This is a genomic window from Streptomyces sp. NPDC021622, from assembly GCF_040640795.1.
GTDB lineage: Bacteria > Actinomycetota > Actinomycetes > Streptomycetales > Streptomycetaceae > Streptomyces.
Genome location: NZ_JBFACK010000010.1, coordinates 212,105 through 227,397, shown reverse-complemented (window position 1 = coordinate 227,397; position 15,293 = coordinate 212,105). Strand labels below are relative to the sequence as shown.

Annotated in this window: 15 protein-coding genes; 11 read left to right on the top strand and 4 right to left on the bottom strand. The window is 69.2% G+C overall.

Translation table 11 applies throughout. The features are described 5' to 3' along the window. The first annotated feature begins 12 nt into the window (after positions 1 to 12). From AB0G47_RS21635 to AB0G47_RS21615, 5 genes are read left to right on the top strand one after another with little or no spacing between them, the layout of a single operon-like run. Entirely contained in the window at positions 13 to 1,647 is a 1,635-nt protein-coding gene (locus tag AB0G47_RS21635; RefSeq protein ID WP_360772198.1) for an ATP-binding protein, read from the top strand. After that, on the top strand, positions 1,644 to 2,051 hold the full coding sequence (locus tag AB0G47_RS21630) for a roadblock/LC7 domain-containing protein (RefSeq protein ID WP_266868873.1): 408 nt from the start codon (positions 1,644 to 1,646) through the stop codon (positions 2,049 to 2,051). Before AB0G47_RS21635 ends, AB0G47_RS21630 begins: the two co-directional genes overlap by 4 nt. Then, positions 2,048 to 2,437, top strand: a complete 390-nt coding sequence (locus AB0G47_RS21625; RefSeq protein ID WP_360772196.1) for a DUF742 domain-containing protein — start codon at positions 2,048 to 2,050, stop codon at positions 2,435 to 2,437. The genes AB0G47_RS21630 and AB0G47_RS21625 overlap by 4 nt, the downstream gene beginning before the upstream one ends. Beyond that, positions 2,418 to 3,041, top strand: coding sequence for an ATP/GTP-binding protein (locus AB0G47_RS21620; RefSeq protein ID WP_360772193.1), 624 nt, complete (start codon positions 2,418 to 2,420; stop codon positions 3,039 to 3,041). The genes AB0G47_RS21625 and AB0G47_RS21620 overlap by 20 nt, the downstream gene beginning before the upstream one ends. A gap of 34 nt (positions 3,042 to 3,075) precedes the next feature. Continuing rightward, positions 3,076 to 4,560: a cytochrome P450 gene (locus AB0G47_RS21615; protein ID WP_360772190.1), complete on the top strand. Its 1,485-nt coding sequence runs from the start codon at positions 3,076 to 3,078 to the stop codon at positions 4,558 to 4,560. Here AB0G47_RS21615 and AB0G47_RS21610 read toward each other — a convergent pair. The 4 genes from AB0G47_RS21610 to AB0G47_RS21595 all read right to left on the bottom strand — a co-directional run bounded on the left by AB0G47_RS21610 (position 4,554) and on the right by AB0G47_RS21595 (position 8,176). Then, positions 4,554 to 5,513 carry an RluA family pseudouridine synthase gene (locus AB0G47_RS21610; RefSeq protein ID WP_360772188.1) on the bottom strand — a complete coding sequence of 320 codons (960 nt, stop codon included), beginning with the start codon at positions 5,511 to 5,513 and terminating at the stop codon, positions 4,554 to 4,556. The genes AB0G47_RS21615 and AB0G47_RS21610 overlap by 7 nt on opposite strands. 123 nt (positions 5,514 to 5,636) lie before the next feature. Further along, positions 5,637 to 6,221 carry a GNAT family N-acetyltransferase gene (locus tag AB0G47_RS21605; protein ID WP_360772187.1) on the bottom strand — a complete coding sequence of 195 codons (585 nt, stop codon included), beginning with the start codon at positions 6,219 to 6,221 and terminating at the stop codon, positions 5,637 to 5,639. A gap of 160 nt (positions 6,222 to 6,381) precedes the next feature. After that, on the bottom strand, positions 6,382 to 7,218 hold the full coding sequence (locus tag AB0G47_RS21600; protein WP_360772184.1) for a siderophore-interacting protein: 837 nt from the start codon (positions 7,216 to 7,218) through the stop codon (positions 6,382 to 6,384). A 52-nt stretch (positions 7,219 to 7,270) separates the two neighbouring features. After that, positions 7,271 to 8,176 (bottom strand): 5'-3' exonuclease, encoded by a 906-nt coding sequence (locus tag AB0G47_RS21595; protein WP_360772438.1) that lies wholly within the window; start codon positions 8,174 to 8,176, stop codon positions 7,271 to 7,273. Positions 8,177 to 8,455: 279 nt separating this feature from the next. Between AB0G47_RS21595 and AB0G47_RS21590 the strand changes: the two genes are divergently transcribed. The 6 genes from AB0G47_RS21590 to AB0G47_RS21565 all read left to right on the top strand — a co-directional run bounded on the left by AB0G47_RS21590 (position 8,456) and on the right by AB0G47_RS21565 (position 15,282). Beyond that, on the top strand, positions 8,456 to 9,559 hold the full coding sequence (locus AB0G47_RS21590) for a glycine betaine/L-proline ABC transporter ATP-binding protein (RefSeq protein WP_360772181.1): 1,104 nt from the start codon (positions 8,456 to 8,458) through the stop codon (positions 9,557 to 9,559). Further along, complete coding sequence (locus tag AB0G47_RS21585) at positions 9,552 to 12,164, top strand: ABC transporter permease/substrate binding protein (RefSeq protein ID WP_360772178.1); 2,613 nt, start codon at positions 9,552 to 9,554, stop codon at positions 12,162 to 12,164. Before AB0G47_RS21590 ends, AB0G47_RS21585 begins: the two co-directional genes overlap by 8 nt. A 305-nt stretch (positions 12,165 to 12,469) precedes the next feature. After that, the gene (locus AB0G47_RS21580) at positions 12,470 to 12,787 is read left to right on the top strand and encodes a helix-turn-helix transcriptional regulator (protein ID WP_360772175.1); all 318 of its coding nucleotides are present in this window, start codon (positions 12,470 to 12,472) and stop codon (positions 12,785 to 12,787) included. Between the two features lie 140 nt (positions 12,788 to 12,927). Then, on the top strand, positions 12,928 to 13,461 hold the full coding sequence (locus AB0G47_RS21575; protein WP_360772172.1) for a phospholipase A2: 534 nt from the start codon (positions 12,928 to 12,930) through the stop codon (positions 13,459 to 13,461). A 150-nt stretch (positions 13,462 to 13,611) separates the two neighbouring features. Beyond that, positions 13,612 to 14,604, top strand: a complete 993-nt coding sequence (locus tag AB0G47_RS21570; RefSeq protein ID WP_360772169.1) for a hypothetical protein — start codon at positions 13,612 to 13,614, stop codon at positions 14,602 to 14,604. Positions 14,605 to 14,709: 105 nt separating this feature from the next. Then, the gene (locus tag AB0G47_RS21565; RefSeq protein WP_360772166.1) at positions 14,710 to 15,282 is read left to right on the top strand and encodes an XRE family transcriptional regulator; all 573 of its coding nucleotides are present in this window, start codon (positions 14,710 to 14,712) and stop codon (positions 15,280 to 15,282) included. Positions 15,283 to 15,293: the final 11 nt, after the last annotated feature.

Here is a 15,293-nt window from a genome sequence, read left to right as displayed (position 1 = left end):
CAGAGGGCATACATGGTGAGTGTTCAATCGCCTCCCGGTGGCCGAGAAGTCCCTTACGCACGTGTGCTGTTGCTGCCCGCCATGCTGATGGCCGCGGCAACCGGAGCCGCCGTCGCGGCGGTCACGGAACCCGCCCGCATCGCGGTCGGCTGGTGCGGCGCGATCGCGACCCTCGTGGTCATCGCGGTCGGCGCCGAAGCGGTGCGCCGCGGCCGGTCCATCCGCGAGAACCACGCGCAGTACGCACAGCGGCTCGCCTCCCTGGAACGGCGCATCGCATCCCATGACGACGAGACCATCCGCCTGGGCAGCGAGATCATCCCCGAGGCTGTGTTCCGGCTCCGGCAGGGCGAAGCACCCTCGGAAGTGATCCGCCACCTGGTCGACGGTGACGAGTCCTTCGCCGAACTCCCGGATTCACAGCGGCAGATGCTCCGCGACGTCCTGGACACCCTGGACACCGGAGAGGCGATGCGCGAGTCCTCGCAGCGCGCCTTCGTCAACATCGCCCGGCGCGTCCAGTCCATCGTCCACCAACAGTCCGCGGAACTGCGCGAGATGGAGGAGTTCCACGGCCGCAACCCCGAGGTCTTCGACGACCTGCTTCGCATCGACCACGGCACCGCGCTGATCGGCCGCCTCGCCGACTCGATCACCGTGCTCGGCGGCGCCCGACCCGGACGCCAATGGCCCAAGCCCGTACCGCTGTACAGCGTGTTGCGCGGCGCCATGTCGCGGATCCTTGAGTACCAGCGCGTCGATCTGCACTCGATCGCCAAGATCGCCATCCGCGGCATCTCGGTCGAACCGCTCATCCACGCCTGCGCCGAGCTCCTCGACAACGCCACCCGCTACTCGCCGCCGCAGACCCGCGTCCATGTGACCGCCGTCGAGGTGCAGACCGGCATCGCGATCGAGATCGAGGACGGCGGCGTCAGCCTCAGCGAGGAGGCCAGGGCGCGGGCCGAGCGCATGCTCGCCCAGGCCCAGGCCGGCATCGACCTGAACGACCTCGGTGAGACCCCGCGCCTGGGCATGGCCGTCGTGGGCCGGCTCTCGCAGATGTACAACCTGCAGGTCTCGCTGCGGCAGTCCGCGTACGGCGGGGTCCGGGCGGTACTCATCGTCCCGCGCGAGATGATCAGCAGCGGGCCCGCGCCCGGCCTCGCGCACGGCATCGGCGCCTCCGCGGTGCCCCGGGTGAACGCGGACGGCGAGCCGATCAAGGAGCCCCACGGCATCCGGCGCAAGAAGCCCCGCGTCATGACGGCGGGACCGCCGCTCTCGAAGTCACAACTCACCGCGGCCATGGAGGACGACGTCCCCGAGGTCACCGAGTGGACGTCGAACGGACTGCCGCAGCGCCGCAGCCGGGTCCGCACATCGTTCAGCCAGCGGGTCGCCCAGGAGGCCGAGGACGCGAAGTACGCGGCCCAGGCCGCGCAGTACGCCCAGCCCTCGACGACACCGGTCGTACCCGAACCGGTGAAGAAGAAGGAGGAGAAGGAGCCCGGTCTGTGGATCGAGGCCTTCATGAAGGGCGTCAAGGGCGACGGGACCACCGCCGGCGATCCGCCGTCCCCCGGGGACCAGACCGAGAACGACCACGGCAACGCCGACAACGCGGACGAGGGGGGCTGGAAGTGATCCAGCAACGGGCCAATTTCGACTGGATGCTCAAGGAGCTCGCCGACGGGGTGCCGCAGACCCGGCAGATCGTGGTGCTCTCCGCGGACGGTCTGCGGATCGCGCGCTACGGCGGCGACCCCGACGGAGCCGACCGGATCGCCGCCGCCTGCGCGGGACTTCAGTCCCTGGCCGCGGCCGTCGCCACCGAGATCCCGCACAGCGAAGGCGGGATGCGCATGGTGATCATCGAGATCGACGGCGGCTACTTCTACATGATGGCCGCGGGCGCCGGTGCCTATCTGGCCGTGCTCGCGGAGGAGACCGTGGACGCGGGCCTCATCGCCAACCGCATGCGGGACCTGGTCGTCCGGATCGGCGCCCATCTGACGAGCCCGCCCCGGCGAGACGGGCAGGCCGTATGACTCCTCCGGAAGGCGACCCTCCTGCCCACCGCGACGACCCTCCCCGGCGTGTACGGCGCAGCCCGGAGAACCCCGAGCGGCTCTACACCATCACGGGTGAGGACACGGAACGGGCGCCGATCGACCTGGTCACCCTGATCGTCGCGCACGGCGAGGCGGCACCCGCGGCGCAACCGGAGCACGCCGTCGTACTGCGGTTATGCAAACAGCCGCTGTCCGTCGCCGAGCTTTCGGCCTATCTGGCGCTGCCGTTCAGCGTGGTCACGATTCTGCTGACGAGAATGCTCGCCGTCGACCTCGTACAGGCGCGCGAGCCGATCGTCCGCTCCACGCTCCCCGACCGTTCCCTCCTCGAAGCGGTGATGCATGGACTTCAGAAACTCTGAGAACACCGACACGATCACCGGACCCAGCAGCGAGGACGTGCTGCCGCACACGGCCACGGCCGCGGTGAAGGTCGTGATCGTGGGCGGGTTCGGGGTCGGCAAGACGACGATGGTCGGTTCGGTCAGCGAGATCAGGCCGCTGACCACCGAAGAGACCATGACCCAGGCCGGCATCGGCGTGGACGACAACTACGGCTCCGAGTCCAAGACGGCCACAACCGTGGCGATGGACTTCGGCCGGATCAGCATCTCCGAAGAGCTGGTGCTCTATCTGTTCGGCACCCCGGGACAGGAGCGCTTCTGGTTCCTGTGGAACGGGCTCTTCGAAGGCGCGCTCGGCGCGGTCGTCCTCGTCGACACCCGGCGCCTGGAAGTCAGCTTCGACGTGATCGGCCGCCTCGAGGAGCGCGGAGTGCCCTTCGTCGTCGCGATCAACGACTTTCCCGACGCGCCGCAGCACGCGATCCCGGCGCTGCGTGGCGCCCTCGACCTGGACGAGGCGGTGCCGATCGTGAAGTGCGACGCCCGGCAGCGCGTGTCGAGCCGGGACACCCTGCTGACCCTCATGCGGTATCTGCACTCCCTGACCGTGGCCCGCGTCTGACCCTCATCTCATCCGCAACCCCGGAGCGACGAACGTGACGACCCCCTCCCACTCCCACCCCGGCACGGACGACCCATCCCTGCCGCCCCCCGGCTGCCCCGCCCACGGCCTCGGACCCGGCGGCCTGCGCCGCCTTTATGGTCCCGAGGCGGATACCGACCTCGCAGGCGTGTACGAGAAGCTGCGCGCCGAACACGGAGCGGTGGCCCCGGCCCTGCTGCACAACGACGTACCGATCTGGGCGGTCCTCGGCCACAGCGAGAACCTCCACATGGTGCGCACCCCCTCGCAGTTCACCCGCGACTCGCGCCAGTGGCGGGCCGTCATGGACGGCACCATGGGCCCCGACAACCCGCTCGCCCCCGTCGTCACCTGGCAGCCCATGGCCACCTTCGCGGAGGGCGCCGAGCATGAGCGGCTGCGCGGCGCGGTCACCGGCGCCATGGGAGGCCTCGACCACCGGGGCATCCGCCGCTACATCAACCGCTACAGCAACCTGCTGCTCAACGACATCTGCCAGGACGGCAAGGCCGACCTGGTGAGCGGGTACGCCGAGCATCTGCCGATGATGGTGATGTGCCATGTCCTCGGCATGCCCGAGGAGTACAACGAGCGGATGGTGCAGGCCGTCCGCGACATGATCAGGGGCACCGAGACCGCCATCGCCAGCAACGCGTACATCATGGAGGCGCTGCTGCGCCTGGTGGCGCGGCGCCGGGCGAAGGCGGAGGAGGACTTCACCAGCAACCTCATGGCCCAGCCCGCGCAGCTCACGGACGACGAGGTCGCGGCGCATCTGCGGCTCGTGCTCTGCGCCGCGTACGAGGCGACGGTCAACCTCATCTCCAACGCCCTGCGGATGGTCCTCACCGACCCGCGCTTCCGTGCCCAGCTCAGCGGCGGCCAGATGACCGTCCCGGAGGCGGTCGAGCAGTCGCTGTGGGACGAGCCGCCGTTCAGCGCCATGGTCGGCTACTTCGCCAAGCAGGACACGCAGCTCGGCGGCAAGCAGATCAAGGCGGGCGACGGTCTGATCTTCGGCATCGCGCCGGGCAACGTGGACCCCGTCGTACGCCCGGATCTCGCCGCCAATATGCAGGGCAACCGCTCCCATCTGGCATTCGGCGGCGGTCCGCACGAGTGCCCGGGGCAGGACATCGGGCGCGCCATCGCCGACACCGGCGTCGACGCGCTGCTGATGCGCTTCCCGGATGTGGAACTCGACGTCGAGGAACACGAGTTGAGGTGGAACTCGTCGATCCTCTCGCGGCATCTGGTGTCGCTGCCGGTGCATTTCGCGCCCAGGCCGCCGCAGGATGTGACGGCCCGGCCGATGGCGAAGGTGCCGGGGCCGCGCAACGACTGGCAGGTGTCGTCCCCGGCACCCCGGCCCGCCCAGCCGGCGCCGGTCGTGCCCCAGCCGGGGCCCACGCCGCCGCCCGCACCGGAGCCGGTGGCCGCGACCGTGCCGCGCCAGGGCGCGTGGCGGCGCTTCGTCACCTGGTGGCGCGGCTACTGACGGGCGTCCGGCCCCTGCCAGGTGTCGTACGCGGTCCAGGCGCCGAGCCCGCGCGCGCTGACGAAGCGGTGCTCGGCGCCCGTGACGGGGTCGGTGAACTCCAGGACACGGGAGAGGAGTTGGAGCGGCCGCCGGAAATCGTCCGGCGGCACGGGCCCCCGCACCACGGGGTAGATCGGATCGCCGAGGATCGGCAGACCCAGGGTGCTCATGTGGAGGCGCAGCTGGTGGGTGCGGCCGGTGTGCGGGGTCAGCCGGTAGCGGGCCAACTCGCCGTTGTGCTCGGCGAGTTGGATCTCGCTCTCGCTGTTCGGCTCGGCGCCCGGCACTTCGTAGGCGGCGATGACACCGCGTTCCTTCACGATGTGACTGCGTACGGTGCGGGGCAGTTCGGCCGCTGGATCGTACGCCGCCACGGCCTCGTACTCCTTGCGGACCCGCCGCTCGCCGAACAGCGTCTGGTAGGCGCCGCGTTCGGCGGGCCGCACGGTGAATAGGATCAGGCCCGCGGTGAGCCGGTCCAGGCGGTGCGCGGCGCCCAGCGTGGGCAGATCGAGCTCCGTGCGGAGCCGGGCGAGCGCGGTCTCGGTGACATGGCTGCCGCGGGGTGTGGTGGCGAGGAAATGCGGTTTGTCGGCGACGACGATGTGCTCGTCGCGGTAGACGACGTCGATGGCGTACGGCACCGGGACCTCGTCCGGCAGATCGCGGTGGAACCACACGAAGGCGCCGGGCACATAGGGCGCGTCCGCCGTCACCGGCACGCCGTCGGCCCCGACGATCCGCCCGTCCCGCAGCATCCCGTCGATCACTCCCGGCCCGGCCTTGAGCCGTGCCACGAGGTGATCCCGCACGGTCTCCCACGCCCCGTCGGCCGGCAGTTTGACCCGCACGGGGTCGACGCCGCGGCGCTGGGGCAGGGGAGAGGGCGGGATGCGGGGCTTGCGGGTCACAGGTTGAAGGGTACGGGGGCTGGCGGGGCGCCTACCGGGTGCGAGGTTGCTTCGTGCGTGGCCCGGCAGCTTCGGCCCGCGCAAGGCCTTCCCGCCCACCCACCCGAATCCCGGGGTCGGGCGTCAGCTGTCGTCCTTGACCCGTGCATGCAGATGCATGTCATGCCAGCCGTCCGCGTGGAGGACCGCGCTGCGCTTGGTGCCCTCCACGGCGAAGCCCGTCTTGAGGGCCACCCGGCACGATGCCTCGTTGGCCACGGAGTGGGTGAGTTCGAGGCGGTGCAGGCCCAACTCGTCGAAGGCCCAGTGCGACAGCGCGGTCAGGGCGCGCGGGGCGATGCCACGGCCGCGGGCCGAAGGCATGGTCCAGTAGGCGACTTCGGCCTGTCCGTCGGCGAGCACGATCAGGCGCAGCGCGATCCGGCCCACCAGCTCGTCCGTGGCGGCGTCGGCGATCGCCCAGTACGCGTCCTTCTCCTCGGACCAGGCCTTGCGCCAGCCGTCGATCCAGCCCCGGGCCTCGTCGACCGACTCGGCGTCCCGCGCGTGCCAGCGCTGTATCAGCGGGTCCTGGAACGCCTCGTACACGGCGGGCGCGTCATCCGGCGACCAGGGTCGGATGACGAGGCCGCCGGGGACGGGAATGGTGGGCTGCGCCTGCCGGGCGAGCGTCCCCGCTGCGACTACGTCAGAGATCTTGAAGGGCATGGGCTCATCGTGACAGCGCCCACCGCTACAGGGGGCCGATTTTCGAGGCCCCGTAGGGGGCGCGGGGCTGTGCCGATATGCGGCTCCGCCGCGTGGGCGCGACAAGCCCCCACCGGCGGGCGGACGGGAGAGGCCCCGTCCCGCCCAGCCAAGCGCAGCGCTACGCCGCAGCCTCCTGCTCAGCCTCCACCTGCGCGTTCCACTCCCGCTTCGACGCCTGCCAGCCATCCTCATTGTGGCCGAGCCGCCAATACCCGGAGATGGAAAGCCGCTCGCGCGGCACCTCACGCTCCACGCGCAGATAGCGGCGCAGCTCCTTCACGAAGCCTGCCTCGCCGTGCACGAACGCCTGGAGGTCGCCGTCGGGGAAGTCCAGCGAGCGCACCGCTTCGACCAGGGCCTCGCCGACAGGGCGCTGCCCGCGGTGCAGCCACTCGATGTCCGCGGCCGAATCGACCTTCTGCTCCTCGTCCGCGTCGCCGACCTCCACGAAGGCGTACGCCTTGGCCCCCTCGGGCAGCGCCTCCAGCGCGGCGGCGATTGCGGGCAGTGCGCTCTCGTCACCGGCGAGCAGGTGCCAGTCGGCCGCGGCGTCCGGGGCATAGCCGCCGCCCGGGCCGAGGAAGCGCACCGTGGTGCCGGGCTGCACGCGCCGGGCCCACGGCCCCGCCAGGCCCTCGTCGCCGTGGATGACGAAGTCGAGGGCAAGCTCGCGGGCCTGCGGGTCCCACCGGCGGACCGTGTACGTACGCGTCACGGGCCACTGGTCGCGCGGGAACTCCGCACGGATCCGCTGGATGTCGAAGGGCTCCGGATACGTCGCACCCTCGGCGGGGAAGAGCAGTTTCACGTAGTGATCCGTGGAATCGCCCGCCGTGAACTCGGCGAGGCCCTCGCCGCCGAGGACCACGCGCTGCATATGTGGGGTGAGGCGTTCGGTGCGCACGACCTGCGCCACATGGGTCTTGGGTGCTGTGCGTGCAGGACGTTCTGCCATGGCGGACGCCTCCCCTGATCAAAATTTGCTTAGGCTTACCTAAGCTAGCACCTCAGTCCTGAAGGGTGGACAACAACCGCTGGAGCGCGCCACCGAGTCCCCATCGCGCAGCGAGCTCGTCCAGGGCCGCCGGATCGCGCGGCTCGCTCGGCAGCGCGAGGTCGATGTCCGGCAGCGGCACGTCGTCCGCGACGCGGACCACCGTCGGAGCGACCGCCACATATGGCCGGGATTCGTCGAGCCGCTTGCGCTGAGATGGCGTCAGCTTGCTCTTCGGGTCGTCCACGGCGGCCATGATTCCGGCCAGATTTCCGTACGCGTCGAGGAGCTTGGCCGCGGTCTTCTCGCCGATGCCGGGCACGCCGGGCAGCCCGTCGCTCGGGTCGCCGCGCAGCAGCGCGAGGTCGACATAGCCGCCGCCGTCCACGCCGTACTTCTCCCGCAGCCAGTTCTCGTCCGTGAGCTGGAGGCTGCCGACGCCCTTGAGGGGGTAGAGGACGCGGATGCCGCGCTCGTCGTCGACCAGCTGATAGAGGTCGCGGTCGCCGGTGACGATGTCGACGGGGCCGGTGGCCCGGGCGGCGTACGAACCGATCACGTCGTCGGCCTCGTACGACGCCGCGCCCACGCGGGCGATGCCGAGTGCGTCCAGGACGTCCTCGATGATCGGGACCTGCGGCGCGAGCGTGTCCGGGGTCTCTTCGGCGTCCGGTCCCTGCTCGACCTCCTCGGCGACGCGATGCGCCTTGTACGAGGGGATCAGCTCGACCCGCCAGTGCGGGCGCCAGTCCGCGTCCCAGCAGGCGACCAGGTCGTCGGGCCGGTGGTCCTGGACGAGCCGGGCGATGAAGTCGAGCAGACCGCGCACCGCGTTGACCGGGGTGCCGTCCGGGGCCTTCACGGAATCGGGGACCCCGAAATAGGCGCGGTAGTACAGAGAGGCCGTGTCGAGCAGCATGAGCCGTCGCGTTTGCTGAGTCACGTTCGCATCATGCCGCACGGCACTGACAGCGCACGGTCTGTTGCGCATCGCGCCGCGCAGTGCAGAGCATGCAACAAATGTGAACTGGAACACGCCTGCGTTTGATTCTTGTATGCGAGGGCAGGCGCGCACGCGGAGCGCTCCCGGTCGATGATTCAACTATTGCATCGGGCACGTAAGCGGGCGGAACCCGCGTCGCTCCACGGCCCGCCGGCGGGGGAGGCGGGCCGTTGTGGTTCAACCCGAGAGGTGTATGTGTCCAGGCTGCAAGCCGAGCACTTGTACAAGGTGTTCGGCAGACGACCCGCTGACGCGGTGGAGAAACTCCGCCACGGAACCGACCGCGATGAGCTGCGCGCCGAAGGCACCACTGCCGCGGTGATCGACGCCTCCTTCACGGTCGAGCCGGGCCAGATCTTCGTCGTCATGGGTCTCTCCGGATCCGGCAAGTCCACGTTGTTGCGCATGCTCAACGGTCTGTCGGAACCAACGGCCGGACAGGTGCTCTTCGACGGACAGGATCTGACCGGTCTGAGCGCCCGTGAGCTGCGCGAGGTGCGCTCCAAGAAGATCAGCATGGTCTTCCAGCACTTCGCCCTCTTCCCGCACCGCAGCGTCCTGGAGAACGCCGGTTACGGCCTCGAGGTGCAGGGCGTGCCCCGCGCAGAGCGCGAGGAGCGCGCCACGGTCGCGCTCGAACTCGCCGGACTGAAGGGCTGGGAGAAGTCCTGGCCCGACGAGCTGTCCGGCGGCATGCAGCAGCGCGTGGGCCTGGCCCGCGCCCTGGCCACCGACGCCGACCTGCTCCTCATGGACGAGTCGTTCAGCGCGCTCGACCCGCTGATCCGCCGCGACATGCAGGACCAGCTCCTCGAACTCCAGAAGCGGCTGAAGAAGACCATCGTCTTCATCACCCACGACCTGAACGAGGCCATGCGCCTGGGCGACCAGATCGCCGTCATGCGCGACGGCCGCATCGTCCAGATCGGCACCGCCGAGGACATCCTCGTGACCCCGGCCAACGACTACGTCGCGTCGTTCACGCAGGACGTCGACCGGGCCCGCGTGCTCACGGCGGGCGCGATCATGGACGAGCCCGAGACCGCCTTCGGTACGAAGACGCCCGAGGGCAAGGAGCTGCATACCGCACAGGACGTGTTGTCCGCCGCTCCGGCGACCGTCTCCGCCGCTACGCCGATCATCGAGCTGTTCACGCCGTGCTCCACCAGCACCGTCGCCGTGGCCGTCACCGACGGCGAAGGCGCGCTCATCGGTGTCGTACCGAGTGAGCGGCTGCTCGCCGTGCTCGGCGAGCCGATGCCCGCCGCGGAGGAGAACAAGGTGATCGCCAGTGCCTAGGATCCACATCGGCGACTGGGTCGCCTCCGGAGTCGACTGGCTGCGTGACAACTGCGAGTGGCTCTTCGACTTCATCAAGCTGGTCGTCGGGAACGCCTACGACGGCGTCAACGCGGTCCTCACCTCGCCCGAACCGCTCATCCTCATCGGCATCTTCGCCGTGTTCGCCTTCTGGCTGCGCGGGCTGCTCGCCGCAGTGGCGACCTTCGCGGGATTCGCCCTTATCGACTCGATCGAGCAGTGGGAACCGGCGATGAACACGCTGTCCCTCGTGCTCGTCTCCTGCTTGATCATCTTCCTGTTCGCGCTGCCGATCGGCATCTGGGCGGCCAAGAACCGCACCGTCAGCGGTCTGATACGCCCGGTGCTCGACTTCATGCAGACCATGCCCGCCATGGTCTATCTGATCCCGGGCATCTTCTTCTTCGGCGTCGGCCCGGTCCCCGGCATGGTCGCGACCATCGTGTTCGCGATGCCGCCGGCCGTCCGTCTCGCCGAGCTCGGCATCCGGCAGGTCGACGAGGAACTGATCGAGGCCGCCGAGGCGTTCGGCACGCACCCGCGCAACACGCTGTGGCGCGTCCAGCTCCCCCTTGCCCTGCCCACGATCATGGCGGGCGTCAATCAGGCGATCATGCTCGCCCTGTCGATGGTGGTCGTCGCCGGCATGGTCGGCGGTGGCGGTCTCGGCTCCACCGTGTACGACGGCATCAGCTCCGTCGATGTCGCGCTCGGCTTCGAGGGCGGTATCGCGGTGGTCATTCTCGCGATGTACCTGGACCGCATGACCGGCGCCCTCAACCAGCGGGTCTCGCCGCTCGGCCGACGCGCCCTGGCCAAGGCCGACTCCGCGCTCGGCGGCCTGAAGATCATGCGGTGGAAGCCGGCCACGCCGGTCGCCATGGTCGGTGTCCTGGTCCTGGCGCTCGTCGCCGGTGGCCTGAACATCTTCGGCAAGGACGACGAAGGCCCCAAGGTCTCCGCGAACGTCGGCCAGGGCCGCACGATCAACATGGGCTACATCGACTGGCCCGAGGGCACCGCCTCCACGTACCTGTGGAAGAACGTCCTCGAGCAGCGTGGCTTCAAGCCCGATGTGAAGGCCCTCGAAGTGGGCGCCCTCTACAACGGCCAGGCGCAGGGCAGCATCGACGTACAGACCAACTCCTGGCTGCCGGCCACGCACGCCCCGTACTGGAGCAAGTACAAGGACCAGCTGGAGGACTACGGCAGCTGGTACGAGCCGACCTCGCTCGAGATCGCGGTGCCCAAGTACGTCAAGGGCGTCAAGACGCTCGACGACCTCAAGGGCAAGAGCGACCTCTTCAAGGGCAAGATCTACGGCATCGAGCCCGGCGCCGGCGAGACGAAGCTCTACGAGGACAAGGTCCAGCGCGACTACGGCCTCAAGGGCAAGTACGAGCTGGTCAAGTCCAACACCTCGGCGATGCTCGCCCAGCTCGACCGCGCGTACGCGAAGAAGGAGCCCATCGCGGTCACGCTCTGGTCGCCGCACTGGGCGTACGACAAGTACGAGCTGACCAAGCTGAAGGACCCCAAGGGCTCCTTCGGTTCGGGCGACGGCATCCACACCCTCGGCCGCAAGGGCTTCGCCGAGAAGGAGCCGCAGGTCGCGCAGTGGCTGAAGGACTTCAAGCTCAGTGAGGCGCAGCTGACCTCCCTCGAAGGCGAGATCCAGGACGCCGGCAAGGGCAAGCAGGACCAGGGCGTCAAGGCCTGGATGAAGAAGAACCCGGGCATCGTCGACAAGATGGCCCCGGTCGCCAAGGCCACGTACGAGAAGGGCAGGCAGGCCGGCGCCGCGCCGAACATCGGCTACCCGGCGTGGGACGAGGGCATCGCCACCACGTACCTGTGGAAGAACGTCCTGGAGAAGCGCGGCTACAAGCCGAAGACCACCAAGCTCGACGTCGGCCCGCTGTTCACGGGCCTGTCCACCGGGCAGATCGACGTCGAACTCGACGGCTGGCTGCCGGTCGCGCAGAAGCAGTACTGGGAGAAGTACAAGAAGGATCTCGTCGACGTCGGTGCGTGGTACGACAAGACGTCGCTCGAAGTCGCGGTCCCGTCCTACGTCAAGGGCGTGAAGACCATGGACGATCTGCGCAAGAACAAGGACAAGTTCAAGGGCAGGATCGTCGGCATCGAGCCGGGCACCGGCCAGATGACGCGCCTCAAGGACAAGGTCATGCCGGCCTACGGCTTGGACGACTTCAACCTGACCAGCGCGGGCACGAGTTCGATGCTCGCCGAGCTGGAGCGCGCGTACGCGAAGAAGGAGCCGGTCGCGGTCGTGCTCTGGTCGCCGCACTGGGCGTACGACAAGTACGACCTCACGCGCCTTGAGGACCCCAAGAAGACCTGGGGTGCCAACAACCAGATCAAGACGCTGGCCAACAAGGGCTTCCCGAAGAAGTACTCGGAGCTGGGCGGCTGGCTGAAGAACTGGCACATGAGCCCTGACGAGCTGATGAGTCTCGAGCAGGCCGTCCAGAAGGCAGGCAAGGGCAAGGAAGAAGCCGGCGTGCAGAAGTGGGTCGAGGCCCACCCGGGCATCGTCGACAAGATGGCGCCGGTGAAGTAGCCGGAACCGCAGCACAGTTGAGCCCCGCCGACGGCAGCGTGCCGTCGGCGGGGCTCAGTCGTTCATGGGCCCAGTAGTTCATGGGCTCAGGAATGCTGGTCGCATTCGCAATGTGCTGGCGTAAGAGCACATCGGAGGCTTTGGGTGACATTGGCTCCTTTCGCAGGTCGCAGGCAGCAACAGCACGGTCAGCGCCCGCAGTTGGTCGGGGACGAGACGGTGACATTTCTGCCTCACTACTGCGAACACCTTGGCCTACAGTGCGTGTTGAGAGTCATGACAACGGGGAACGGGGAACGGGGAAAGTGACCATCGAAGTGACCACTCAGAACACCGAGCAGGAGCCCCACTGTCCGTGCCGGTCCGCACTCCACTCGGGCCTGGAGCCGCCGGCCGTCAGTGATCTGACGGTCCGTGAGAGGGAAGTGATGCTGCTCCTGGGGGCCGGGTTGCCCAACCCCGCCCTCGCCCGGCAGCTCGGGATAGCGGAGCGCACGGTGAAGGCGCATGTCGCGCGCATCATCGAGAAGTTGGGGCTCAGAACCCGTCTCGACGCCGTCGTTCTCGCCATAGTCCACCACGGCCTGTTGTGCCCGGACGGGACAAAAGGCTCCTTGCACTAAAAGGGGCTCCTTGCGCTCGAAGGGGCTCCTTGCACTAAAGGGCAGTGCACAAAGATTCACTATGAAGCGTTCTCCGGGATTCATACGATCCTGCCGGTTGGTCGAGCAAGATCGATGAACGATGAACGGGGAACAACAGAATGGTCATCACGCGCATCTCGCGCATCACCGTCGCGTCGCTGGCTGCGGCGGGAGCTCTGGTCGCGGGTTCGGGCGTGGCCACGGCCACGTCCGAACCCAGTCCTGAGGCCGCGGCGGCCACGGCCGGCGGCGCCGAATCGGCGGCGGGCGGCTCGAGCAAGCTGCGGCGTCTGTACGAGCTGACCCGCTCCACGGAGACGAGCGTCACGGACTGGCGTCAGGCACGCAGGCTCGCCAAGACAGGGGTCGACCGCTGGAACTTCCGGTGGGACACCGACTGGTGCACACGTCTCGCCGACAAGCCGGGCGGCTTCGACTTCCGCCTCTCCTGCGCGCGGCACGACTTCGGGTACCGCAATTACAAGGAACTGATAGGCAAGAAGGCGTTCGCGGGCTCGACGCACGAGCGCCGCGTCGACAAGGCGTTCCTCTTCGACATGAACCGGCAGTGCGCCGCCCAGCCGAACAAGACCAAGGCCGAGCGGGCGCAGTGCCGCAAGAAGGCGAAGGCGTACTACGACCGGGTCAGCTGACCCGGGTGGCTTGACGCCGCTCGAGGCTGCTTGACGGGGGCGGGGTGGGACGTGCCGTGTGGCGCATCCCACCCCGCCTGTCGTACCGGTTGACGGGACGATTCCTTAACCTCGGTGAGGTTCCCGCCAACCTCTGTGAGCCCCCTCCCCGTGACCGTCACCCGCTCCTCCCGGGCCCTGCCCCTCCTGGTCACTCTGGCCCTCGCCCTCATCGGGGTGCTGCTCATCTCGCGCATGCCGACCGCGAGCGCGGCCCCCGCGTCCGCCGGCACCGCACGGTTCGCCGCGCTCGCCGGTGACGTGCGCGCCGCCGACGGGCACCGCTACGACGCCCGGGACGACACCGGCCGCACCATGGACGCCGCCCAGATCACCCAGCGCTCCGACGGCACCTATCTGGCCGTCTACCACACGCTTCTGGACGACGGCCGCTTCCACGCAGCCGTCGCCACCTCCACCGATCTGCGGCACTGGCAGCGCCGCCACGACTTCGGCCCCGGCACCCATCAGGCGTCCCTCGCCGATGACGGGCGCGGTGGATATGTCCTCGCGTACGAGAAGGACCCGGAGAACCACATAGCGGTGCGCGCGTACGCCGACGAGGACGCGCTGCTCGACGGGCGCGCGGCACGGGCCTATGACGCGCCGCGCACCCTCTCGCGGTGCGCGGAGGGCACGCCCGACATCACCGCCGTACACGGCGACACCGTCCACCTCACCGGGCACTACCGCGCCGGCTGCGACACCGACCGCCAGCTGCGCGCCACGCTCACCGGCTTCCGGCACTGGCACGCGGAGCCGGACCGGCGGCTCGACCGGGCCCTGCAGACCTGGGGCAACAGCGGGAACATCGGCGACCGGGCGCCCGTCGAGCTCGACGGGCGGCGGGTGCTCCTCGTGGAGGGGCAGCGGTGGCGCGGCGACTTCGGGAGCTGGCGGACCTATGCCTACGACCCCGTGAGCGGCACCGCGGACCGCCTCGCCATCCGCACGCACGGCGGCAGCAGCGCCTTCGCCAACCCTTCGGCGACGCTCCTGACCGATCCTCAAGGCAGACCTGCTTTGCTGGTGAGCCTCTTCGTTCCGGGGGAAGGGGCGGCTCCCGGAGAGGCGGGGCAGCTTATCTACTGGCGCAAGCTGTAGGCGTCGGTCCTCGCAACGGGGCAGAACCGTTTGGCGAACATGCGTAGGGTGCAGAAAACCCAACAGGGTTGAGAGTGGACCGATGCGCAGAAGGGAGCCGAGGCGATGGACGAGCAGAAGGAAACCCTCCGAGTGGGCTCGGCCGTGCGGCGCCGCCGCCGGCAGCTGGAGCTCACCCTCGCCGTGGTGGCCGAGCGCAGCGGTCTCTCGGTGCCCTTCCTGAGCCAGGTCGAGAACGAACGGGCGCGGCCCAGCAGGCGTTCCCTGCAGCGCGTCGCCGACGCCCTGCTGACCACCGACGTCGAACTGCTCGCCGCCGCCGACCCCGCCTGCACGGTCGACCTGGTGCGCGCCGACGAGGGCGACCGGGAGGGCTCGACGCCCGACGCCCGCGTCCGCAACCTGGTGCGCGGCCACCATCAGCTGCACGCGATCGAGTTCTCCGGCGACCATGACGAGGGGCGCGAATTCCAGCACCGCAACGACGAGTTGATGTACGTCGTGGGCGGCGCCGTCGAGGTCGAGGCGGAGGGCAGGGCACACCGGCTCGGCCGCGGCGACAGCCTGTATCTGACCGGCGGTGTGCGCCACCGCTGGCGGGCGACTGTGCCCGACAGCCAGGTCCTCGTCGTGGCCGTCGCCGACCACATCGAGGCGACGGACGACGCCCGCCGCTGAGGGAGGCCCTG